Raw genomic sequence first — 23316 nt, 5'->3', positions numbered from 1 at the left:
AAAGAAATAAATTTTGATTATTGCAATCATTATTTTTTTGTTCGTTCGGTTCGTTTGTATGGCAATAAATTTCTTCTTTAATGCCACAGTCTAGCGATAATTCGTGAGTCCATTTTGACATTCATATTCATACGTTTTATTGTAACGGCCGAGCCAAGTTCTTTTTTTGTCATGCGCCACTACTTCATCTAAATATTATGACGCTAAAAAATAATTTGGTGTAAGTCACCTCGTAATCATCAGTTGATGGAACAAAGTGGAGCGAACGGCGAAAGTTGTTCGCTTTTTGCGTCTTAAGTATTCAGAGAGTGTTTCGATTTTTTTTAACCAAAAACTGCCCGACGTTCTCTCTTGCGTCGAAAGCGGTAAAACAAAGAGAGATTCACTTATGCAACTTGTAGATACTCCGCAGGAGAAGACTAAGAAAAAGAAGATAGCAAAGATTTTTGCCGACTATTTGCCGGATGAAATTCAGATGCTTGAAGCAATGTATTCAGGTACTTTGAACGAATTAAACGCTGGTGAAATCGTTAGAGGGCGAATTGTCAGTATTTCGGAAAAAGATGTAACCATCGATATCGGCGCTAAGTCGGAAGGTGTTGTTGCGTTGATGGAATTCCGTGAGCCTGATAAATTAAAAGTCGGCGATGATGTTGAGGTATATCTTGAGAGCCTCGAAGACAAAATGGGTCAGTTGAATCTTTCCAAAAAAACCGCTGATATGATGCGTATTTGGGACAAGATTCGTGAATCTCTCGAAAAAACCACCATTTTGAACGGAAAGATTACAAGCCGTGTGAAAGGTGGAATGACCGTCTCTCTTGGTGGGGTTGAAGCATTTTTACCCGGATCTCAAATTGATGTTAAGCCAGTTCGCGATTTCGATGCATTAGTCGGTCAATCAATGGATTTCCGTGTTGTTAAGATTAATCCTTTGACCAACAATATCGTTGTGAGTCATAAAGTTATTCTTGAAGCTGAATATGAATCTCGCCGTCAAGAAATGCTTTCCAATATCAAAGTTGGAATGGTGCTTGAAGGAACCGTGAAGAATATTACTGACTTCGGAATTTTTGTTGATCTCGGTGGTTTAGATGGTTTGGTACATATCACTGACATCACTTGGGGCAGAATCCAACACCCCTCAGAAGCGGTTAAACTTGATGAGCCGATTAAAGTTGTGGTTATTGGTTATGATGGAGATAAACAGCGTGTTTCATTGGGTATGAAACAGCTTACGCCTCATCCGTGGCAAGACATTGAAGGTAAATATCAAATTGGTACCCGCGTTAAAGGTAAAGTGGTATCCATTACCGATTATGGAGTTTTTATTGAAATTGAAAAAGGAATTGAAGGTCTTGTTCATATCTCCGAAATGTCTTGGACACAGCATATCAAGCATCCCAGTCAATTTGTTGCTATGGGCCAAGAAGTTGAGTGTATTATTCTCAACATTGATAAGGAAAACACCAAGCTTTCACTTTCAATGAAGCAAACGGAATCCGACCCTTGGCAAAAACTGGCTGAAAAGTATGCTCTTGATACCATTCATAAGGGAGTTGTTCGAAATCTCACCGATTTTGGTGTATTTGTAGAGCTTGAAACCGGTGTTGATGGGTTGGTTCATATTTCCGATCTCTCTTGGACTCGCAAGATTCGACATCCCGGCGAAATGGTAAAGAAGGGTGACGAATTGGATGTTAAAGTTTTGAAAGTTGATGTAAAGGCAAGAAGAATTGCTTTGGGTCATAAACAAGTGACTGAAGACCCGTGGAATAACTTTGAATCAGTTTATGCCACCGGTACAGAAACGAAAGCAAAAGTTTCTTCGATTATCGAAAAAGGTGTACTTGTTGAGTTGCCGCTTGGTGTTGATGGGTTTGTTCCTGCTTCACATTTACTTAAAGGCGGGGTTGCAGATTTGAAAACCTCCTTTAAATCGGGTGATGAACTACCGCTGAAAGTGATTGAGTTTGATAAGGAAAACCGTCGTATCATTCTATCTGCACTTGAATACTTTAAAGGAAAGAGTAAGGAAGAAATTGATGCCTACTTAGCGGCTCATCCGAATGAAAAGCAGAAAATTCAAGAAGCGGTTACCGCCTTAGATACACCACTTCCGACTCCGGATTTGGCGTCTGTTGATATGATGAAAAGTTAATGATTCGCTGATTGAATCGAAAGCCACCTTCGGGTGGCTTTTTTTATTCGTGGAATTATTTATTTAGAAAGCCATTTTTAAGAGTTGAACACATTTCGAACACATGAAAATTGTAATAACAGGTATTAATGGGCTTATCGGTGAATTTCTTGCAAAGAAATTAAACAGCGAGGGGCATTCGATTTCAGCCTTAGGTCGAAATCCCGACCAACTGCTCCAAAAATTTCCTTTTCTTAAAAAAACAGGGCATCTTCCCCGAATGAATAGTGAATCGCTTGATTTGATTTTACAAGACTGTGATGCGGTTATTCATCTCGCAGGGGCTCCTGTAGGAGTTCGATGGAATGATGAAACCAAAAAGGAAATTTACGATTCAAGAATTTTAACCACACAAGCCATAGCTCAGTCGCTTCAGCGGCTCAGCCGTTTAGGACAAAAGAAATTTGTTTTTATCTGTGCTTCAGCCGTTGGCTATTATGGTAATTCTCCGCACGGTCATGAAGCATCGATTTTTACCGAAAAGGATTTACCGGGACATGATTTTTTATCCAAAGTCTGTGTTGATTGGGAAAAATTTGCTTTAGAGGTCTCGAATGAACATGTTCGTGTGGTTACGATTCGAACTGGAATCGTGCTTTCTACAAAAAGCGGGGCACTCTCGAAAATGATTCCCCCTTTTCAGCTTTTTTCAGGCGGCCCAATTGGTTCAGGGCTACAGTGGGTTCCTTGGATTCATTTGGAAGATGAAATAAAAGTTATTCAATATGCTCTCGAAAGTTCTTCATTAGAGGGCCCGGTGAATTCAGTTGCACCAAAACCTGTATTAATGAACGAATTTGCAAAAACACTTGGAAAAGTATTGAAGAGACCTTCACTGATTTCTGTACCTAATGCGGTGTTGCAGGTTCTTTTTGGAGAAGCGGCCGAAGTAATTTCTGAAGGCCAACGGGTTTCACCGGAAAAACTCATCAAAAACGGGTTTTTATTTCAATTTCCTGAATTAGAGGGAGCCATTTCGGATATTATCAAAAAAAACATCTGATTTACAAATGATTAACAAGCGTTTAAGAAAAGCCCAATAAATTTTTTTTTTCGAAATGTGAAGGTATATTCTTTGAGGATTTTAGTGGAATTACCTTTCAAAATTGAGTTCATTGTAGAAAACCGGCTCATCACTTTTTCACAACAAAACCATTGGTCTTCTTATGGCACAACAGAAGGATGAAAAACAAACAACGATACGATACACGGAACTGATTATTTATGGCTCAATTTTCCTTGTCCTTGTAGCCTCAGTCTTTGTTGTTAATTTGATTCTCTCACAAGACAGTAAGCGAGATGCTGAACAAATCTTTTGTGCAACGAAGCAACAGGAATTTTGGCAAAAGTCTTTGACTTATGTTAGCAACACGCAAACCGGGTTTGTTCTTCTTAACGGGATGATTGAACAAGCCAATATCGACCCGGATTTGTACCCAATGATTTCCCCTAGAATTGATACCATACGGCTTACAGATGAACAAATTGCCGCGGCACTTAAGAAAAGCAAAGGTAAGCCTATCGAAACCTATCAATTAATCATTGCACCGATCGATACTGCTTTAATCCCACAAATTATTTCAAAGCGTGAAGCAATTTATGCCGACTTTACCAAGTATCGAGAAGCTCTTGAAATGTACGGAAAAACGGTTGCCGCAATGCAATATGGCGGAATTCTCGATATTGACGGTGCTTCGATTGAAGTAACACCTGTTACTGACCCTCGTGCAAAAGCGACCGTTGATACCTCATTTGCGCATTGGGACGAGAAAAAAGAGAATTTGATGAAAATTTTCAAGACATTTGAGCAAACAAAAAAAATTGATCAAGTAGCGCTTGAAGCTGCGGTCGATTATTCTATTGTGAATGATGATATCGTGCTTTCATCCACTCGAGATTTTATCGTTACACTGGGTCAACTTGCAAGTGAACGAAGCAAAAGGCTTCAAATATTCCAATTGGCTGCGCTTATTTCCAGTTTGCTCGTTTTTGCGTTTATGGCGATTCGTTTGACGATTTCACTGAGACGCCAATCGAAAATTATCAGTGAATCTCAAGACCAACTCGTTCAATCTGAAAAAATGGCTTCGCTCGGACAAATGGTTGCTGGTTTGGCTCATGAAATGAATACACCTTTAGGCTTTGTTCGTAGCAATGTTGAAATTATCAGTGCAAATGAAATTGATTTGCTTGAAGCGGTTGAAGCAGCCGGTGAGATGACAGCAGCCATTGAAAAGCAGGATTTTGAAACGTTATCAAAAGTGGCTCCAAGCGCAATTCAAAAGGTGACATCGGTTCAAAAAATTGGTATTGTAGATGAAAATAAATCTCTTTTAACCAGTACCCTTGAAGGTCTTGATCGGATTCAAGAACTCATCTCAAATTTGAAGAATTTTTCGCGTTTAGACCAAGCCAATCAGCAACGAGCTAATATTAATAATTGCTTGGATTCAACATTAGTTATCGCCAATCACATTCTTAAACGGCATATGACCGTTACAAAGAATTATGCGAATGTGCCGGATATTCTTTGCTCAGCGGCTCAGTTAAACCAAGTTTTTTTGAATATCATTACCAATGCCGCTCACGCCTGCGAGGAAAAGGGGCAAGGTTCTTTACTTATCAAAACGAGTACACAAGGAAATGATTTGATTGTTCAAATTTCTGATAATGGAAAAGGAATTCCGCAGGAAGTAATTTCAAAGATTTTTGATCCTTTCTTTACGACAAAACCTGTAGGAAAAGGAACGGGTTTAGGTCTTTCAATTTCCAAAAAAATTATCGAAGTCGGTCACAAAGGCCGTATCGAAGTCAAGAGTCGCGTTGGACACGGAACCGACTTTTTCATTTATTTGCCAATCAAGAAAGCTGGGGATGAAAAAGTGGAACAAGTCTTCTCGAATGAGTCGGTTTTGAATTAATTTGCGTAAATTGAGTTCTGTGTTGTTACGCCTTTTGATTCTTCAACATTTATAGAAATTCATTGTTTTTTAACGCTTAGCGAGGTTTTATGCCGGAATCAAATATCAATATCCTTCTTGTTGATGACGAGCCTTTAGTGTTACAATCACTTTCGGCCACTTTTCGCAGACAGTATAATATTTTTACCGCAACGAATGGTAAAGACGCCATAGAGGTTGTTCGTCAAAATCAAATACATGTTGTTTTGAGCGACCAACGGATGCCGGGGATGCTTGGTCACGAAGTCTTGAGGATTATCAAAACCATTAGTCCAAGTACCATACGTATCCTATTGACGGGCTATTCAGATTTGGATGCAATTATGAGTTCTGTCAATTCGGGTGAAGTGTTTCGCTTTTTGACAAAGCCGTGGAAGGTAGATCAATTGCGCGAGACCGTGGCGGCTGCCGTTGAAATCGCGCAAAAAGTTGGTCAGATTTATCCCAATAAGAGTGATGTGATGAAAGCCACGGTTGAAACTGCAGACATCTCTGATGCTGATGAAATAGACCAAATGCCTGCCATTACGAGTGGTCAAAAAGAAAATTTATTAATTGTTGAGTTCAACAAAGAGCAGTTGAATGCAATGATAAAAGTATTCGAGAAGAAGTATAATGTGCTCCCGGCACTCTCTGTTGATGAAGCATTCAACCATCTTTCCAACAATGATATTTATGTAATGCTTTCGGATTTAAATTTGAATACAGACGATGGTATGGATTTTCTCTATGCTGTTAAGCAAGAGTATCCCAACATTGTGATTATTCTTCTTACACAAGTACGCGATGCTCTTTTAGCCATTAAGTCGATTAATGAGTTTCAAGTGTACCGATATCATGTCAAGCCTTGCTCTGTTGAAGATCTTGATAAAACGATACAGTCTGCAATGGCAAGAGCGCGTTCGTACCGTGCGCAGCCACTCCGAAATATTCATTATGTTGCAAAGGAAGTGGCGCCAACAATCGTTGAAAAAAATGCACCGGAAAAAGGTAATTGGTGGAGAGAAAAATTAAGAACAGCACGGAAAATTTTCGGTTCTTAAGTCTTTTTTGATTTATATGGGCGAATTCATTGACCAATAAGGTTTTGACTTCGCCCATATTTTTTTTATTAAGTTTTTGTCTTGATGAAATTTGCATTAATCACTAATGTATCGAATACAACTCACCGAATTTGAAGGTCCGTTAGATCTTTTGCTCTTTTTTATCAAGCGTGATGAAATTGATATTTATGATATTCCAATTACCCACATACTCAAAAACTTTATGGAATATTTGGATGCAATGCGAGAGCTTGATCTTGAAATCGCCTCGGATTTCATTTATATGGCCTCCGTTTTAATGAGCATTAAGGCAAAGATGTTACTTCCACAGCCAGACGGTCACGGAAAAGAACTTGATGAATTTGACCCTCGCAATGAGCTTGTACAGAAGCTTCTTGAGTATCGACGATTTAAAGAAATGGCTCTTGCCCTTCAACGGTTTGAAGAAGATCGCCGATTAATTTTCCCCCGATTAACTTTCGAGACTGTTGAGGCCAGAGTGATTGATGAAGATGCGCTTCAACGCCCGACCCTTTTTGATTTGATTCAGGCCTATCGAAGAGCCATTGAAAAAATGCCTAAGAAAACGGTTCACGAAATCAAACGAATCCCTGTAACGATTGAACAGCAAACTGAATTTATTTTGAAAGCACTCGAAGAAAAGGTTCAACTATCTTTTATCGAAACGGTATCTCAATTTGCCGATCGAATTGAAATTGTTGTGACCTTTCTTGCCATTTTAGAAATGGCGAAGAGCCACCTCATCACTTTGATTACACAAGACGATTACAACGACTTTTGGATTTCAAAAGCCGCCTAATTCTTCATTTCACTTCTATTCCAATTTTTTATGCCAGAAATTGCTGCATTTCAAGGAATCATTTATAACTCCGAATTCATTTCAAATTTTGAAAGTGTCCTTTGCCCACCTTATGATGTAATTCCTCCGGCAATGCAGGAGTCGCTTTATGCTACATCTCCTTATAACGCCATTCGTCTTGAGTTACCAAAAGAAGAAAATAAATATGATGCAGCTGCTGAAAGACTGAAAACTTGGCTAAGCGAAGGTATTTTAAAGAACTCCACTAAGGAATCGATTTACCCTTATCATCAAACTTTTACTACTAAAGATGGTGTGCAATACACGCGCAAGGGGTTTATAGCACGCTGCAAACTTTATGAGTTTGAAAAGGGTGTTGTGCTTCCACATGAAAAAACATTATCGGGTCCAAAGAAAGATCGATTGCAGCTTTTTATTAAAACGGGTGCAAATATCAGCCCAATCTTCGGGCTGTATGCTGATCAAGAAAAGTTGGGCGACAAAGCTATTGAGAAATTTACCCAAACTCAGGCGCCATTTATAGACGCAATGGATTACCAAAACACCAGAAATAAAGTATGGGAACTTAGCGACCCTGAGATTATTTCCACCGTTAAACAGGTCATCCATACCAAACAAATGTACATTGCTGACGGGCATCATCGTTATGAAACAGCAATTAACTATAGAAATCTTCGTCAAAGTGAAAACCCGGGTCATACCGGCAATGAAGCATACAATTTCATAATGATGTATATGACAAATATTTTTGATGAAGGTCTTGTTATTTTCCCAACACATCGGCTTATTCACAGTCTTGAAAGCTTCAGCGAAAACATCTTTATCGATTCCCTAAAAAAGCACTTCGAGGTTAGAGTTCTCCCAGATAAGGCTTCGATGAAAACTTTTCTCAAATCTTCTGCCCCTCATGCGTTTGGAATTGTAATGAAAAATGGACTTTATGGAATTAAACTTGTGAGTTCTCCTTTAAGTGCCATTGAAGAGACTATGGCGAAAGAATTAAAGATGCTTGATGTTGTGGTACTCCATCAATTAATTGTCGGGAAAATTTTAGGGATTTCGCAGGAAGCTCAAGCAGCACAAACCAATCTCAATTATTCTAAAGATTTTGATGAGGTTTATGAAAAGGTTTCTTCAAACCTCTGTCAAATAGGAATTGTGATGAATCCAACTAGTATTCAAGAGGTTGAGGCGGTCTCACAAGTGGGCGAGGTTATGCCGCAAAAATCAACCTTCTTTTTTCCAAAAGTTTTAACTGGAGTTGTGATACATTCAATTCAGTAAGGTTGTATTGAATTCAAATGAATAGGGGGCTTATGAATGATTTCAAGAGAATACCGATTGCAATACTTCTACTTGTGTTTTGCTTTTTTTCTTCGTGTTCGAAGAATTCAAAAACGCAGCAGAACTCGAAAACCTTTGTACACGCTTATGTTGCGGATGTTGATTACATGAATCCAATCCTCATTACGGATAGCAACAGCAGAGATATGAATTTCCTTGTATTTCCTCATTTGTTTGAAGAAACTTTTGATACCACTGTTGGGATAACTATTTACAAGCCATTCGTGGCTCAACAATGGGCGTTTTCAGATAGCAATCGTGTAATGACCGTTCAATTACGCGGCGACCTGAAATGGACCGATGGCGCACCTGTAACTTCAAGTGACTGGAAATTCAGTTATGAACTTTATGGAGATCCGATTATTGGCACAACGAGACAAAATTTCTGCGACGACTTTCTTCGTAAGCCGGACGGAAGTATTGATTTTGAAAAATCTATTGAAACGCCAGATAATCAAACACTTGTTATCCGTTTCTCTAAGTCGATGCCGGCACATGTTGCATATAAATACACCAATCTTGCCTTTATCCCATATCATATTTGGAAGAATGTCAACCGCAAAGATATTCGGACTGATGAACGAAATTTTAAGAATGAAAAAATTGTCAGTTGTGGCCCTTACCGTGTTTCGAAGTGGGTAAAAAATCAGGAACTCACTCTTATTGCGGATGACAATTTTCCTATCACAGGAAAACCAAAGATTGAAAAATTTTTGATGCGTGTTATTCCTGAATACACCACTCGCATCACACTTCTTAAAACGGGAGGTGCGGATATGGTTCAAAGTCTCACACCAGAAGATGCAATTCGGATTAAAAATGATTCCCTAACTCATGTTTATGAGCGCGGTTATGTTTTTTATGACATTGTGAATTGGATGAATATTGATATTGAAGACTATCATCGCAATAAAGAAATCGCTCTTAAATCCTCAGAAAAGAAACCTTTAAAGATCAATCCTCATCCGCTCTTTGGATCAAAAAACGTTCGAAAAGCACTTACTTATGCGATTGACCGCCAATCCATTGTGGATGGACATTTACAGGGCTATGGTAAGTTGGCGGTTTCAGATGTGGTGCTTGAGTGCAAATGGGCTCAAAACCCTTCCCTTTCACCTTACCCCTACGACCCTGAACAGGCAAAAAAACTGCTCGCTGCCGATGGTTGGAAACCGGGTTCCGATGGTATTTTAACAAAGAATGGACGACCATTTTCATTTACACTATTTATAAACAATGGAAATCAACGGCGTAATTATGCAGCGACTGTGATTCAACAAAATTTGCGTTCAATTGGGATTGAATGTAATGTCCAATCAGTTGAATCGAATATTCTTCAGGAGCAAATACGGAATCGAAAACTTGATGCATTCGTTTTTGGATTTGCCGTTGTTCCACCTGACATTGACCCGGCGGAAACACGCAAATCTGATTTTGAGAATACACCGTACAATCAAAATTGCTTTCAGAATTCTCGCGTTGATGAGTTGATAGAATTAGGAAGAAGAGAGCTTAATGTGCTTAATACCGCAAAATATTGGAAAGAATACGCTAAGATTATTTATGACGAGCAACCTGAAACGATTCTTTATTGGTGGACCAATTTAACGGGAATATCAAAGCGGGTGAAAAACGCGAGCCCATCATCTGTTTCGTCACTTGATCGATTTTATGAATGGGAAATCGAATAAGTGATTTTTGATAAGTATAAAAAAAATCGCCCGAATGGGCGTTTTTCATTCTCCACCACGCCGCAGTTCGCGTTCTGCATCTCGCTTACGAATGGAATCGCGTTTATCGTGTAGCTTTTTCCCTTTGGCTAATGCTAATTCTATTTTTGCTTTTCCACGATCATTAAAATAAAGACGAAGTGGGATGAGCGTAAGGCCGCTATCAGAAACATCGTAACGAAGTTTTTCAATTTCTGATTTGTGCATTAAAAGCTTTCGACTTCTGCGTGGATCGTGATTATGAATATTTCCAAGTTCATACGGTGAGATATTCATGTTTTCTAAATAGACCTCGCCATTTTTAAGCAAAGCGAAACTATCTTCTAACGAAGCTTTTCCTTTTCGAATCGATTTGACCTCAGTGCCTTTCAAAATCAAGCCGGTTTGAAAGGTATCAAGAATTTCATACTCAAATCTCGCTTTACGATTTGAAATACTTTTGCTGTATTCTTCTTCCTTCTTTTTCGCCATTATTTCAGTTAACAACAGGTGAAGAAAGTTTCTTAAGATAGTCGAAAGAATATAAACCCGTTTGATGCCCATCTCCCCACGTTGGCTGTAAAGAGTAGTTACCAATAATTTCGATTTTCTTTAAATCGTACATTCCGGGAACAAAGATAGGGAGCTTGGGCGGCGCGGATTCAAAAAGAACGGTTTCTCCTTTGCAACTCGCACACGGACATTCATCACGCATTTTTTTTAATTCAATTTCTGAGCTTTGCCCATCATTCCAATCGAAGCGCAGCGAATTTGATTCGGTTCGTTTAACCTTTGAAAGTAAAAGCATACAACGCGTTTTATAAAGTTTGATCGATTTTTTCGTAATAGCGCCTAATGATTCTTTCATAATCTTCAGTAAAGCCCTGTTCTTTTAGACGTTTAAGGGCATCTCGGAGTCGGTTCGGAGGGGGCGTTTTTGGCAGTTCAGCCGGCGATCGTTTAAAGATACTTTTTGCGCTTTTCGCTTCTCGTTGCTCCTCTTCCTCACGCTTTTGAAGAGAACGGGTTGATTCCAACATTCTTGTTAGAATTTTTTGTTGGCGTGAAACAAGTTCCTTATTGAATTGATTTTGCGCCAATTCTTTTGCGGTTTGTTCCATCTCGCTTGCCAGTTCATCAAGGTTCCCTAAAAGCTCTTGTGAGGAAGGTTTTCCATCTTTTGACGCTTTTTCTTCTTTTTGCTTTTGCCTTTGACGAATTCCTTCCAACTGTTCTTTCAGAGCCATTTGTTGTGCCGCAAGTTGAGACATTCTTTCGGACTTGCTTTGCTCTTCTCGACTTCCCATTTCTTGAGTCTGTTCATTTAATTTACCTTGTTCGCCCGCGAGACCATTCATTGATTCGCCCAAATCTTCGCCATCTTCTCCTCCTCCTTCACCGCCTTGACCTTGATTTTGCATCGCAGCCATCATTTCCGCGGATCGACTAGCGAATTCATTCAAGTTTTGCATTGCCGATTGCATTTCAAGCTGCGCAGCCGGTGTGTTGCGATTTTCCAATTGACGAATCGAAGCCTCCATTTGGCTTGCAGCCTTTTGAAGCAATTCTGAAAGTTCTTGCCTTACTTGAGATGATTTTTTTCCAACATTCGAAATTGATTGTTGCATTTGGCGAAGTGATTCCAAAAGCTCTTGTTGCCCTGCTGCCTTTTGACGCATTTCTTCCGTGCCGGCATTCATATCAGGTTCATCAATATTGCCTCGTAATTCTTCCTGTTCCAAAGAGAGTTCAAGAGCAGAATGAGCGAGATTTTGCATTGCATCCAAAACTTCCTCTTTACGCTGTTTGGTGACTTCCCTTTTCATTGATGCAAGGCGGTCTTTTTGAGATTTCATTTTCGCTTGTACAGATTGCTGCTTCTCTTTGGCACTTTCAAGTTTTCTCTCTTTGATTTCTTTTGCTGCTTCATTCATCTCACGCGTGACATCTTGAAACTTCATTTCCTCTTCAAAATCCTGCTGTTCCTTTGTAGGCAGTTTATCTTGCTTCGGATACGATTGCATAAGCGACTTTAATTCCTCGTTTTGTGCTTGAAGCTCTTGATACTCCTGCTTCAATTTTTCTTGCTCTTGAGCAAGGGATGCCGCCTTTTCTTCCTGCACTTTCTCTGACTTTGCGGGTTGTGAAAGTTCACGCTCTGTTTTTAGTTGGAGTTTATCTTGCTTTTCTGAGAGGGCATCCATTCTCGTTATCATTTCATCAATTTTGCGCTCAATCTGTTTTCGGGTAAGCAATTCTTTTGTTCGCTCAAGCACTTCTTTCAATTTCTTTTCATTCATTGAAAAATTTTTTAATGCTTCTCTCATTTTTTGTTCATTCATCTGAGAGAGCGCCTTTTCCATTTCAGCCCTTGCCTTTTCAATTTCAGCAGATTTCACTTCATCCATCAATTTCATAACCTCTTCATATTCTTTCAATGTTTCTTCGGAAAGCAATTCGCGCTCTTCTGCTTTGGAGAGCATCTCACGCATTTCATTTTTTACTTCCTCAATGCTCGCTTGCAATTCCTTTTGTTTTTGCATCGCTTGTTCAATTGCTTTTCGATCTTGCCAATCGGATTGAACTTTTTGGCGCAGTTCATCTTGAACTGCTTCTAATTCGCGTTGCAATTCAGCTGCCTTTTCAATTTTGTCATCTAAATTTTTTAAGATGCTTTCCTCTTCTTTTTCGACTTCAGTATAAAGTTCATCAAGCGTTGGCAGTCTTAATTTGAAAGTTTCACTTTTTACTGATTTAAATCCTAAAACCGCATCGTTATCCCAAACTTGGAGATAGAATTCTAATTCATCACCTTCTGAAATTTGAATTTTAGAGAGATCGAATTGGTAATTGATTCTCTTTTCTGTTTTACTTCCTTCAGCTGATTCAAGTGATAGAATTAACTCGGAATAAAACTGTTCCGGCTCTTTATAATTTGATTTTGAATTGCGATAAAAAAGAGAGAAACGACTGAAGCCGAAGTCATCGCGAAGGTTTGCAATCACGGGTAGCTTCATTGATTGGGGAATATCGAATTCAGGCGTTGAGGGTGCTACAACTTTTAGTTCCGGAGGGTTATCACCTATTGCTTTAATTTGATACTTCGGAGAAAGTTCACCTTTAACTTCATTTTTATCTTCAATCAAAAAACGATAGGTGGTATTTTCACGGATAGAAAGTTTTACTTTGGCAGAATCTGAACGGACACTCATTTCAATCACATCAGGGAGCGGGGAATCGATGATGGTTCGTGCTTTCAATAACGCTGTTGAAGCACGCAAGTTTAATTCAATTTCTGAACCTCTTATCACAGTGGCATCGCCAAAATTCGGTTCAATTTTAACAGGCTGCAAACCGGTATAGCCGGGTGGCTTAATGGATAGTTGAAAGAAATTAACCGAAGGAATTTGTAAAAGAGCAATGCGATGAGTGTCGCTTGTGATTGTTTTTTTTTCGTTCAGTTTTGCTACGCCGTAATAATGAAGCGCTTCCTTAACGGATCGCATTTTAAAGTTAAATTTGCCGCTACTATCGGCAATAAGCGCCTGCTCCGCGAATGAAAATCCATCTTTATTCACTAAAAAAATCTTCATTTCGTGGGGCGGTGAGTCGTCGACTCCCTCCAAAAGTGAAACTATCGTAAATTGAAGAACCGCCTCCTTCCCTGCCAATACTTCCAAATCTCCAGAAAGCGCTTTTAATTGAAATTTCTCAGGCGGTGAAAAGTGCTCATAAAAAAATAGAATTCGCTTTAACGGCTCTGAAAGTTGAATCGGCGGTAGAAAAAGCAATAATGAAAAAAGAGAAAGGCTTAAGACACTTGGGCCAAATTTTCGGAACCATCGATCATCATAAACCTTGGCTTGGAAGTTGAATAGAGAAGCAGATTGATAAGCAGAAATCAGTGCCGCCCTTGAAAATGCATTCTCAGGAGACTCTTGATAGATTTGTAACGCATTTATCAGTTTATCGCCTATTTCAGGAATCATATTCCCAATAAGTTTGGCCATTCTTTCGCGGTTAAAAGGGAATCTCTTTAATGGGCGAAATAAAAAGTATATCGATGCACTCGCAACAGAAGTCAGTACAAGAATCAATAAAAACCCTCGCCCAATCCGACCAAACTCAAAAATCCACTCGGTTAAACCAAAACAGAAAAGCACTACCAAAGCCGCCATTAGAACTTGAAGTATGCCTGTTTCCCAAATTCTCCGGCGCATTTTTTTCCAAAGTTCAAAAAGCCGCTGTGTTATTTCAATTTCTTCATGCAAGTGCTTCATTTCTTTACAGACAAGTATTCGTTGAGATAAGCTCCTGTAAGTGAATGCCTTGCTTTTGCGATATCTTCGGGTGTTCCTTCAGCCACAATCTCCCCCCCTTTATCACCAGCCTCAGGGCCAAGGTCAATCACCCAATCGGCTTGTTTAATGACATCCAGATTATGTTCAATAATCACCAAAGTATTACCCTGCTCAATTAAGCGATTAAAGCATTTTAAGAGTTTTTGAATATCGTCGAAGTGAAGCCCGGTTGTTGGTTCATCAAAGATAAAGAGTGCCTCTTTTGATTCTGCACTTGAGATATGATAGGCTAATTTTAACCGTTGAGCTTCGCCACCAGAAAGCGTGCTTCCCGACTGTCCCATTTGCAAATAACCAAGCCCGACATCGACAAGAATCTGAAGTTTTTTGCTGATATTTTTGTGTTCAGAAAAAAAGCTAAGGGCTTCTGCAATTGTCATTTCTAATACATCCGCTATTGACTTTTCTTTATAAACCGCTGAAAGTGTTTCTTCTTTATATCGCCTTCCTCCACACGCTTCACAAGGGATATCAAGATCGGCAAGAAACTGCATTTCAACATGAACGGACCCTTCACCGGCACAAGTTTCGCAGCGGCCACCCGGAATGTTAAATGAAAAATATCCGGCATCCCAGCCTTTTAATTTTGCAACCTGAGTTTGAGCGTAAAGGGTGCGAATATCATCAAATATTTTAAGATAGGTTGCCGGATTGCTTCGGCTTGTTCTTCCAATTGGCGATTGATCAACCAATTCTACTTTACTCACTTTTTCTCCTCCTTTAAGCGCTTTGTGAGTTCCTACTTTCTCGGCCGTGCCTACTTTTTGCTTTAAGAGACCAAGGTAAAGAATATCCCCAACCAGAGTCGATTTTCCCGACCCGCTGACTCCGGTTACGCAGGTCATAACCCCTAAAGGAAACTTGACTGAAATATTTTTCAAGTTATTTTCCATAGCTCCTTCTACTTCCAAGGCATTGGAAAGCTTGACATTTCTTCGCTTTTCAGGGTAAGGCAGTTCGTTGATATTTCTCAGATACTTCCCGGTGAGTGTATGCTGAGCGGTAAGAATTTGTGAATGCGTACCGTGAAAAACAAGTTCACCACCTAATCTGCCGGCTTTCGGACCCAAGTCAAGAATGACATCGGCCGCTTCCATAATCTCGCGATCGTGCTCAACAACAATTACTGTATTTCCAATATCACGTAGTTTTTTCAATATCGTAATCAACCGAGCGGAATCGCGTTGATGTAAACCAATCGAAGGCTCATCGAGGATATAGATTGATCCAACGAGCGATGAACCTAAAGAAGTGGCAAGATTAATTCTTTGCGATTCACCGCCTGAGAGGGTATTTGCAGGTCGATCGAGCGTGAGATATTCTAACCCAACTTCCAAAAGATATTGCAAGCGTTTTTGGATTTCGTTGAGCAGTGTTTTTGCAACTTCACGATCAAAGGGAGAAATCGCGATTGCTTTGAAAAATTCAATTGCCTCCGAAATCGTCATTTGAACAATATCGGCGATATTCTTACCTCCAATTTTCACGTAAAGCGCGTCTTTCTTAAGCCTTGAACCGCCACATTCCGGACAGGTCGAATAGCCACGGAATCGATTCAAGAAGACGCGGTAATGCATTTTGTACAGACTTTCTTTTTCGATGAATTTGAAAAAGGCATTTAACCCAATAAACTTTTCGCTCGGAATTCCCTCCCAAATCATCTTTTTTGCCACAGTGGGCAGCAATGAGTATGGCGTTCCTAAGTCAATTCCGTACTTAGGTGCAATTCGAATTAAGTCGAAGAAATGTTTAGAGTGTTTTTCACCACTCCACGCCACAATTGCTCCATCGCGCAAAGCCAGTGCACGATTAGGAATTACGGCATCTTCGTCAATACCCGCCACACGCCCAAACCCCTGACATTTCGGGCAAGCCCCAACCGGAGAATTAAAGGCAAACATTTGGGGCGAAGGTTCTTCATATTCAACCCCATTAATCTCAAACTTATCGCTAAAAGAAAGATCTCGGTAACTTCCATTTATTTCAATTCGAATGGTACAAAAGCCGTAGGATTCCCGAAACGCAGACTCAACCGCTTCAGAAACACGTGAAAGTAATTCCTCTGTGTGGCGTAAAATCAATCGATCGGCAACAATCAGCAATTGCCCTTTCTCTGATTTAGTAAGCTTGAGTAATTTTTTTTCTGATTCAGGGTCGCTTAAATCAAAAAGTTCATTTCCGGCTTTGATACTGGAAACAAGCCTATAAAATCCTTTTTGTTTTAGCGTTTGAAGTTCTTCTTCAAAAGTTCGTTCTTTATCTTTTTCATCGTGATGATGTGGAATAGGGAAACACACATAAAATTTTGCCCCTTCCGAAAAAATTTTTAATTGGAGAAGAACATCATCAGGTGTATGTTTTTGAACCATTTCATTGGTATCAGGGGCATAGGTTTTTCCAATTCTTGCGAAGAGTAGTCTTAAGTAATCATAAATTTCAGTAATTGTACCAACCGTGGAACGAGGGTTTTTAGAAATTGTTTTCTGCTCAATTGCAATCGCCGGAGCGATTCCTTGAATGTAATCCACATCCGGCTTGGGCATACGCTCTAAAAACTGACGAATGTAAGACGACATTGACTCTACATAACGCCGATGCCCTTCTGCATAAAGTGTATCAAACGCTAAGCTTGATTTCCCCGAACCACTCACACCTGTAACCACAATTAACTTTCCGCGTGGAAAAAGCGCATCGACATTCCGCAGATTGTGCGTTCTGGCACCTTTGATGAAAATATCACCCTTTTTTACATCCCAATTAGACTCGGGTTTTACAGCTTCTTTCATTACAGCTTTCATTGAATTACTTACACGGTTTAAATGGCCATTTTGAACCGCACTTTTTTTTGGTTCACGCCGAGATTTTTTTTCCGGTTTGGCTTGCTCGTATTTTACTCCGGCCTCGCTTTTTTTTGGTTTCGTTTTGGGCATATTCTTTTTGGGCAAGAAGGGAATTTAATCATTTCGTATAAAAAGAGATTCTACTCTTTCAGATTCTTTGAAAAGTTTACAGACCTTGAAATATGTGTTAATGAAAACCCTCTTTTTTGTCTATGCGTTTAGAATGCTTTTTCAAAAAGACTCCTCAAAAAAACACATTTTCTTTTGAAGAAATGAAATCAAGAAACCCGAAAATCATTTTTGTGCTTTTGAAAATTTCATGTAAATTTGCCGCTCACTTTTTTTAGCGGGAATACGCTCAGAAAGCAAAAAAGGAGCATTTTTTTGAATAGGATAAGCAAATGTCTTATTCAATAAGGGTTTTTAGGTTATTAATCCATCTTCAATCACATTGTTTGAGTCACTAAGCGATAAACTTGATCTTGCGCTTCGAAAAGTTTCGGGGCAGTCGAAAATCAATGAGGTCAATATCGGAAATGCGCTCCGCGATATTAAGCGTGCGCTCTTAGACGCCGACGTCAACTATAATGTTGTCAAGCAATTTATTGAGGATGTTCGGAAGCGCGCATTAGGTAATGAGGTGATTCAAAGTGTTTCACCCTCACAAATGATAGTTAAGATCGTTTACGACGAATTAACATTATTAATGGGTGGCGAAAAAGCGGATTTAAATCTTCAAACCAACAGAATCCCCGCGGTCATAATGGTTGCAGGGCTTCAAGGGTCAGGTAAAACAACCTTTTCAGCAAAGCTTGCACTTCAGCTCAAGAAAAAAGGGCGAAATCCTCTCCTTGTTGCTGCTGACGTTTACAGACCCGCAGCCGTTGATCAATTAAAAACATTAGGCGCTTCAATTGATATCCCTGTTTTTTCAATTGAAGAAAAGGATGCCATTAAAGCCGCCACGAAGGGAATTGAATTTGCAAAACAAAATGCTCGCGATATTGTGATTCTCGATACCGCCGGCCGTTTGCAGATTGATGAAGAAATGATGAGTGAAGCCGCAGAATTGAAGCGGTTGCTTTCTCCTGAAGAAATTCTTTTTGTTGTTGATTCAATGATTGGGCAAGAAGCTGTTTCAACAGCCAAAGCCTTTCATGACCGGCTTGATTTTGACGGTGTGGTACTAACCAAAATGGATGGTGACACCCGTGGCGGTGCGGCTCTGTCTATTAAAACCGTTGTTCAAAAGCCGATTAAATTTATTAGCCAAGGGGAAAAAGTAGAAGACCTTGATATTTTCTACCCCGAACGAATGGCGCAGCGCATTTTAGGAATGGGCGATATCGTTTCATTCGTCGAAAAAGCGCAGGAAAAACTTGACCTGAAGAAGAGTGAAGAGTTGCAAAAACGACTTCTTGAAAATGAATTCAACCTCGAGGATTTCCTCGGTCAGATTCAAGAAATTAGAAAAATGGGCTCACTTCAAAATATCGTTTCAATGATTCCGGGAATGAGTAAAATGCTTCCAACCGATCAAATCAATGAAAAAGATATGAAAAAGGTAGAGGCAATTATTCATTCTATGACTTTAGAAGAGCGAAAAAAGCCGGATGTTATTAATGGCAGTCGTCGAATTCGCATTGCCAAGGGAAGTGGAACTTCTGTTCAGGATGTGAATGCACTTCTAAAGCAGTTCACTGAAATGAAAAAAATGATGAAGTCGATTACGAAAATGGCAAAATCCGGCCGCAAATTAACGGCCGATAACATGCAGCTTGGCAGGCTTTTGAATCGGTCATAGGCTTGTGAATTGCGAATAGTTTTTTGAAGCCTTGCTTCTAAGGTACAGTTTCTCTTAAACACTAAATATTGCACAACATTGGTTAAGATTAGATTACGCAAGATTGGTAGAAAAAAACTCCCGATCTATCAAGTCGTGGCTACGGACATTCGCGCCCGTAGAGATGGAAAATTTTTGGAAGTTTTGGGTCGCTATGAGCCAAAACTTCGTCCTCAGCGAGTAACGCTGAAGGAAGACCGAGTGGTTTATTGGCTCGGTGTTGGTGCGCAGCCAACCGTAACGGCGCAAGGTGTTTTGCGCTCTACCGGTCTTCTTTATAAAATGTCGCTTCAAAGAAAAGGGAAAAGCGAAGAAGAAATTATCGCGGAAATGGCAAAGTGGACCGCTCGTCAGGAAAATCGCTTAAAGAAGAAGGCTTCGCGCAAATCCATTCGCCGAAAGAAAAAGAAGGCGGAAAGCAGTGAAAAAGCCGCTTCTTAATCTTTAATTGACCGCCTCAATGCCATTTGTAACGATTGGGAAAATCGTAAAAACAAGAGGGCTAAAAGGTGAAGTAAAGGTTCTTTCTGAAACAAGTTTTCCTGAAAAGTTTAAGACGCGCAAGCGATTATTTCTTGGTAAAACAGAAACTGACGCTGTTCTCTTTGAAGTTGACTCGGCAAGAATACAAGATGATTTTGTTTTCCTTGCCTTTAAGGGTATCGATAGCCTTGAAAAGGCTGAGCCACTTTTAGGTTCCACAATTTTTTTGGATGAACGTGAAATGGCAAAACCGCGGCGTAATGAAGCGTTTATTCACGAACTCATTGGTCTAACGGTTGTTAATGAAGCACTTGAGCCGCTTGGTGTTGTGAGTAATGTCTTCAATTATCCTTCGTGCGATTCGTACGAAATACAATTGGAAGCCGACCGTTCAAAAACCATTTTGATTCCGGCCTTAGAGGAATTTATTGCTTCGGTTGATTTGCAAAACCGAAAAGTAATCGTAAGGCGGTTCGAAGAATTTCTTTGATTTTCTTCTCAGCTCTAAGATATTTTTTACAAGGCTTGATTTATGAGGCTTGACCTGATTTCGGTAATGCCGCGATACTTCGAATCGTTTTTGCAAAATGGTATCGTTCGAATTGCGCAATCCAAATCCCTTGTTGAAATTGTCACACATAATCTTCATGATTATGGGATTGGAAACTATCAACAGGTTGACGATTCTCCATTCGGGGGCGGTTCGGGGATGATTATTATGTGTGAGCCCGTGTTCAAGATCATTGAAAGGCTTAAATCTGAACGCGTTTACGATGAGGTTATTTATCTCACCCCTGATGGTGAACCGCTGAATCAATCAATCAGTAACCGGCTTTCGCTCAAAGAAAATTTGATTTTGCTTTGTGGTCATTATAAAGGCATTGATGAGCGAATACGAGAAACATTGATCACAAAGGAGATTTCGATCGGTGATTTTGTTCTTTCTGGCGGTGAGCCAGCGGCTATGGTTCTTACAGATTCCATCGTACGCTTGTTACCCGGGGTTATGACAGATATCGAATCGGCTTTGCTTGATTCATTTCAAGATGGAAAGTTAGATACGGCTCATTATACAAGGCCGGCCGAATTTAGAGGGATGAAAGTACCAGAAGTGTTACTTTCAGGAAACCATAAAAGAATTGAAGAATGGCGGCAGTTGAATTCGCTTGAGCGAACCAAACAGCGCCGACCGGATCTTTTACAATAATTTTCACTGCGTAAGCAGGTCAATCATTTTCTTAAAACTATACTATTCGAACAATGGATAAAATTAAATTAGTTGAAGCCGGCTACGCGAAGAGCGATATTCCTGAGTTTCGCCACGGAGATACAATTACAGTTCATGTACGCGTTATTGAAGGTGATAAAGAGCGAATTCAGTTGTTTCAAGGAATTGTCATCAGCCGCCGTGGCAGTGGCCTATCCGCCACGATGACCGTTCGTAAAATTGCGCACGGCGTTGGGGTTGAGCGTATTTTCCCACTTCATTCTCCAAGTATTGCAAAAATTGATGTTACCCGTCTCGGTAAAGCTCGCCGTGCGAAACTCTTTTATTTGCGCGGACTGACCGGAAAAGCAGCAACCCGTGTTAAAGAGCGCGAAGCACGCCCGGCAAAAGCTTAAATCAATTGCATTCGATTAGATTAAAGACTTAACCCAGATTACTGAAAATCAAGAACGGGCATTGTGCCCGTTTTTGATTTTGATGCTCGGAGTTTATGCGTACTTCGCCGACTTCTTAAAAAACCGGCCTGCTTCTTGGACTGCACAATCTTTGAATTCTAATTCGAATAGCGCGACAAGAACTTCGCTGATATCTAGCCCTGTCCGCTCTGCAATGAGATCAATATGCAATGGGGATTCGGAAAGATGGCGAAAAACATGAATCTCTTGCTCTGTCATTTCAGGCAAAACGAGGGGGAGAAGCGCATTACCTCTCTCAGAATTTTTATTTTTGGATAAGAGATTTAGTGATTCTAATATTTCTTTTCCGGATGAAACAAGCTCTGCACCGTCACGAATTAGCGCGTTTGTCCCATTCGACTTCCTCGAAAAAATGCTCCCCGGAATGGCAAAGACATCTCGATTTTGTTCCAAGGCGTACTTTGCTGTGATAAGTGAACCGCCGGTGACATCCGATTCTACAATCACTACACCAAGTGAAAGCCCTGAGATAATACGATTTCGCTTTGGGAAGTTTTCCGCAACAGGCGGCGTTCCAATCCACTCTTCTGTAATGATGGCACCATTTTCCAAAATTCTTGGAAAAAGTTTTCTGGATCGATCGGTATAAATATCGTCGATTCCATTTCCAAGTACCGCGAGCGTTCTTCCGCCTGCATCAAGGGCTGCGCGGTGGGCTTCGGTATCAACTCCGATAGCCAAGCCGCTGATGATGGTCACTCCGGCTTCTGCAAGTTCGGTGGCAATCTTCTTGGTTGCATTCTTTCCATATTCTGAAGGTGATCGAGTCCCAACAATTGCGACAGATTTTGAATCTTCCGGCTTAAACTCACCGCGAATAAAAAAATAGGCCGGCGCATCACCAATTTCTTTGAGCAAACTTGGGTAGGTTTCATCCCAAAATGTAACAAAACGAATGTCAGACTTTTCAAGCATCAATACCTGTTTTTCAGCATTATGGGATGCTTTTTGAAAAACTTCTTGATTATGAAAAAAAGCTGAGATGGTATCGGAAAGTTGCTCGCCGATAAGTGGCGTTCGAGAAAGTTCGCCTGCCCCGGCTCGTTTAATGTTTTCGAGAGTTTGGAATCGATTGATGAGATTTTTGAGGCGAACCAGACCAATTCCCGGAACTTGTGACAGCACCAAGAGATCAAAGGTTAAAGTTTCTTTGTGAGGAATTATCACAGTGTAAGATTTATCGAAAAGTATGTTGAGAAATGACGCTTGAATTTAGAAGAAAAATTTTACTTGCAAAACATTGAGTTGAGCGAATCTCCTTCATTTAGCCTTTCACAATTTCATCACCATCGTAGGTCACACCGTCTTTAATTGAGATCACCCGATTCGCAGCATTGGCCACCTCTTTAGAATGAGTAGCGATAATCAAAGTAGTTTTTTCCTCACTTGCAAGTTCTTTAATCAGGTTAAGGATGATGGCCGCATTTTTTGAATCTAAATTTCCCGTGGGCTCATCCGCAATAATAATTTCTGGATTATTGATTAGTGCTCGCGCGATGGCGGTTCGTTGCATTTCACCGCCCGAAAGGGTATGTGGCTTATAATTCATGCGATGAGCAAGAGCAACACGCTCGAGCCATTTTTCTGCTGCCTTAGCCGATTCCATTTCATTTTTCCCTGCAAGCAAAGCCGGAAGAGTCACATTTTCCAAAACAGATAAAGTGGGCATGAGATTAAAAAATTGGAAAACAATTCCAACTTTACTTCTTCTAAACTCTGTTAATTTTTTTTGTGAATACAGCGAGATGTCTTCGCCTGAAATGACAACCGTTCCGCTGGTTGGAATATCAATTGCCGAAAGCATATTCAAGAGTGTTGTTTTTCCACTTCCTGAGCTGCCGATTAAAGCCACAATATCGCTTTGGCTAACCGAAAATGACGCGTCTTTCAACGCCTCAACCGGTGAGGATTTCTCATTGTAAACTTTTCTAACTTTATTTAACTCAATCATTGAGATAAAATTTTACAACCACTTGGTTCATTTTGGT

The 23316-nt window shown here is 40.1% G+C and carries 18 protein-coding genes; 12 read left to right on the top strand and 6 right to left on the bottom strand.

The window, feature by feature from the left end; translation table 11 throughout:
- Positions 1 to 388 precede the first annotated feature (388 nt).
- From rpsA to SFU91_08400, 7 genes are all read left to right on the top strand, one after another.
- Positions 389 to 2161, top strand: a complete 1773-nt coding sequence (gene rpsA, locus SFU91_08430) for a 30S ribosomal protein S1 (protein MDX2129048.1) — start codon at positions 389 to 391, stop codon at positions 2159 to 2161.
- A gap of 103 nt (positions 2162 to 2264) precedes the next feature.
- On the top strand, positions 2265 to 3203 hold the full coding sequence (locus SFU91_08425) for a TIGR01777 family oxidoreductase (GenBank protein ID MDX2129047.1): 939 nt from the start codon (positions 2265 to 2267) through the stop codon (positions 3201 to 3203).
- A gap of 163 nt (positions 3204 to 3366) precedes the next feature.
- Positions 3367 to 5121: an ATP-binding protein gene (locus SFU91_08420; protein MDX2129046.1), complete on the top strand. Its 1755-nt coding sequence runs from the start codon at positions 3367 to 3369 to the stop codon at positions 5119 to 5121.
- An 89-nt stretch (positions 5122 to 5210) separates the two neighbouring features.
- Positions 5211 to 6203, top strand: coding sequence for a response regulator (locus tag SFU91_08415; protein MDX2129045.1), 993 nt, complete (start codon positions 5211 to 5213; stop codon positions 6201 to 6203).
- A gap of 106 nt (positions 6204 to 6309) precedes the next feature.
- Entirely contained in the window at positions 6310 to 7023 is a 714-nt protein-coding gene (locus SFU91_08410) for a segregation/condensation protein A (protein ID MDX2129044.1), read from the top strand.
- Between the two features lie 30 nt (positions 7024 to 7053).
- On the top strand, positions 7054 to 8328 hold the full coding sequence (locus SFU91_08405) for a DUF1015 domain-containing protein (GenBank protein ID MDX2129043.1): 1275 nt from the start codon (positions 7054 to 7056) through the stop codon (positions 8326 to 8328).
- Positions 8329 to 8495: 167 nt separating this feature from the next.
- On the top strand, positions 8496 to 10079 hold the full coding sequence (locus SFU91_08400; protein MDX2129042.1) for an ABC transporter substrate-binding protein: 1584 nt from the start codon (positions 8496 to 8498) through the stop codon (positions 10077 to 10079).
- A 45-nt stretch (positions 10080 to 10124) separates the two neighbouring features.
- On the opposite strand, the gene smpB is transcribed toward SFU91_08400, so the two are convergent.
- The 4 genes from smpB to uvrA are packed head-to-tail and all read right to left on the bottom strand — an operon-like array spanning position 10125 to position 17244.
- Positions 10125 to 10589: an SsrA-binding protein SmpB gene (gene smpB, locus SFU91_08395; GenBank protein ID MDX2129041.1), complete on the bottom strand. Its 465-nt coding sequence runs from the start codon at positions 10587 to 10589 to the stop codon at positions 10125 to 10127.
- A gap of 4 nt (positions 10590 to 10593) precedes the next feature.
- On the bottom strand, positions 10594 to 10905 hold the full coding sequence (locus tag SFU91_08390; GenBank protein MDX2129040.1) for a DUF971 domain-containing protein: 312 nt from the start codon (positions 10903 to 10905) through the stop codon (positions 10594 to 10596).
- A 10-nt stretch (positions 10906 to 10915) separates the two neighbouring features.
- On the bottom strand, positions 10916 to 14377 hold the full coding sequence (locus SFU91_08385) for a DUF4175 family protein (protein ID MDX2129039.1): 3462 nt from the start codon (positions 14375 to 14377) through the stop codon (positions 10916 to 10918).
- Positions 14374 to 17244, bottom strand: a complete 2871-nt coding sequence (uvrA, locus tag SFU91_08380) for an excinuclease ABC subunit UvrA (protein ID MDX2129038.1) — start codon at positions 17242 to 17244, stop codon at positions 14374 to 14376. The genes SFU91_08385 and uvrA overlap by 4 nt, the downstream gene beginning before the upstream one ends.
- A gap of 505 nt (positions 17245 to 17749) precedes the next feature.
- Between uvrA and ffh the strand changes: the two genes are divergently transcribed.
- From ffh to rplS, 5 genes are all read left to right on the top strand, one after another.
- On the top strand, positions 17750 to 19102 hold the full coding sequence (gene ffh / locus SFU91_08375; protein MDX2129037.1) for a signal recognition particle protein: 1353 nt from the start codon (positions 17750 to 17752) through the stop codon (positions 19100 to 19102).
- Between the two features lie 78 nt (positions 19103 to 19180).
- Positions 19181 to 19582 carry a 30S ribosomal protein S16 gene (rpsP, locus tag SFU91_08370; GenBank protein MDX2129036.1) on the top strand — a complete coding sequence of 134 codons (402 nt, stop codon included), beginning with the start codon at positions 19181 to 19183 and terminating at the stop codon, positions 19580 to 19582.
- A gap of 19 nt (positions 19583 to 19601) precedes the next feature.
- On the top strand, positions 19602 to 20114 hold the full coding sequence (gene rimM, locus SFU91_08365; GenBank protein ID MDX2129035.1) for a ribosome maturation factor RimM: 513 nt from the start codon (positions 19602 to 19604) through the stop codon (positions 20112 to 20114).
- Positions 20115 to 20156: 42 nt separating this feature from the next.
- Positions 20157 to 20831 (top strand): tRNA (guanosine(37)-N1)-methyltransferase TrmD, encoded by a 675-nt coding sequence (gene trmD, locus SFU91_08360; protein ID MDX2129034.1) that lies wholly within the window; start codon positions 20157 to 20159, stop codon positions 20829 to 20831.
- 53 nt (positions 20832 to 20884) lie between these two features.
- Positions 20885 to 21247: a 50S ribosomal protein L19 gene (rplS, locus tag SFU91_08355; protein MDX2129033.1), complete on the top strand. Its 363-nt coding sequence runs from the start codon at positions 20885 to 20887 to the stop codon at positions 21245 to 21247.
- 93 nt (positions 21248 to 21340) lie between these two features.
- Here the strand turns inward: rplS and dprA are convergent, their stop codons facing one another.
- Together dprA and SFU91_08345 are read right to left on the bottom strand one after the other, a co-directional pair.
- Complete coding sequence (gene dprA, locus SFU91_08350; protein ID MDX2129032.1) at positions 21341 to 22495, bottom strand: DNA-processing protein DprA; 1155 nt, start codon at positions 22493 to 22495, stop codon at positions 21341 to 21343.
- Positions 22496 to 22592: 97 nt separating this feature from the next.
- Positions 22593 to 23279, bottom strand: coding sequence for an ABC transporter ATP-binding protein (locus SFU91_08345; GenBank protein ID MDX2129031.1), 687 nt, complete (start codon positions 23277 to 23279; stop codon positions 22593 to 22595).
- Positions 23280 to 23316: the final 37 nt, after the last annotated feature.

The organism is Chloroherpetonaceae bacterium (assembly GCA_033763895.1).
In the GTDB taxonomy this organism is placed as follows: domain Bacteria; phylum Bacteroidota; class Chlorobiia; order Chlorobiales; family Thermochlorobacteraceae; genus JANRJQ01.
Note: the sequence above shows the minus strand (reverse complement) of the source record. Positions and strands in the feature narration are given on the sequence as shown.

What these genes read in the sequence shown, in the direction of transcription:
- smpB (MDX2129041.1), bottom strand. Translation starts at nt 10,589, where the DNA reads ATGGCGAAAAAGAAGGAAGAAGAATACAGCAAAAGTATTTCAAATCGT.
- SFU91_08425 (MDX2129047.1), top strand. Translation starts at nt 2,265, where the DNA reads ATGAAAATTGTAATAACAGGTATTAATGGGCTTATCGGTGAATTTCTT.
- SFU91_08400 (MDX2129042.1), top strand. Translation starts at nt 8,496, where the DNA reads ATGAATCCAATCCTCATTACGGATAGCAACAGCAGAGATATGAATTTC.
- rpsA (MDX2129048.1), top strand. Translation starts at nt 389, where the DNA reads ATGCAACTTGTAGATACTCCGCAGGAGAAGACTAAGAAAAAGAAGATA.
- SFU91_08385 (MDX2129039.1), bottom strand. Translation starts at nt 14,377, where the DNA reads ATGAAGCACTTGCATGAAGAAATTGAAATAACACAGCGGCTTTTTGAA.
- SFU91_08345 (MDX2129031.1), bottom strand. Translation starts at nt 23,279, where the DNA reads ATGATTGAGTTAAATAAAGTTAGAAAAGTTTACAATGAGAAATCCTCA.
- SFU91_08390 (MDX2129040.1), bottom strand. Translation starts at nt 10,905, where the DNA reads ATGCTTTTACTTTCAAAGGTTAAACGAACCGAATCAAATTCGCTGCGC.
- rplS (MDX2129033.1), top strand. Translation starts at nt 20,885, where the DNA reads ATGGATAAAATTAAATTAGTTGAAGCCGGCTACGCGAAGAGCGATATT.
- SFU91_08410 (MDX2129044.1), top strand. Translation starts at nt 6,310, where the DNA reads ATGTATCGAATACAACTCACCGAATTTGAAGGTCCGTTAGATCTTTTG.
- trmD (MDX2129034.1), top strand. Translation starts at nt 20,157, where the DNA reads ATGAGGCTTGACCTGATTTCGGTAATGCCGCGATACTTCGAATCGTTT.
- uvrA (MDX2129038.1), bottom strand. Translation starts at nt 17,244, where the DNA reads ATGAAAGAAGCTGTAAAACCCGAGTCTAATTGGGATGTAAAAAAGGGT.
- rimM (MDX2129035.1), top strand. Translation starts at nt 19,602, where the DNA reads ATGCCATTTGTAACGATTGGGAAAATCGTAAAAACAAGAGGGCTAAAA.
- SFU91_08420 (MDX2129046.1), top strand. Translation starts at nt 3,367, where the DNA reads ATGGCACAACAGAAGGATGAAAAACAAACAACGATACGATACACGGAA.
- SFU91_08415 (MDX2129045.1), top strand. Translation starts at nt 5,211, where the DNA reads ATGCCGGAATCAAATATCAATATCCTTCTTGTTGATGACGAGCCTTTA.
- SFU91_08405 (MDX2129043.1), top strand. Translation starts at nt 7,054, where the DNA reads ATGCCAGAAATTGCTGCATTTCAAGGAATCATTTATAACTCCGAATTC.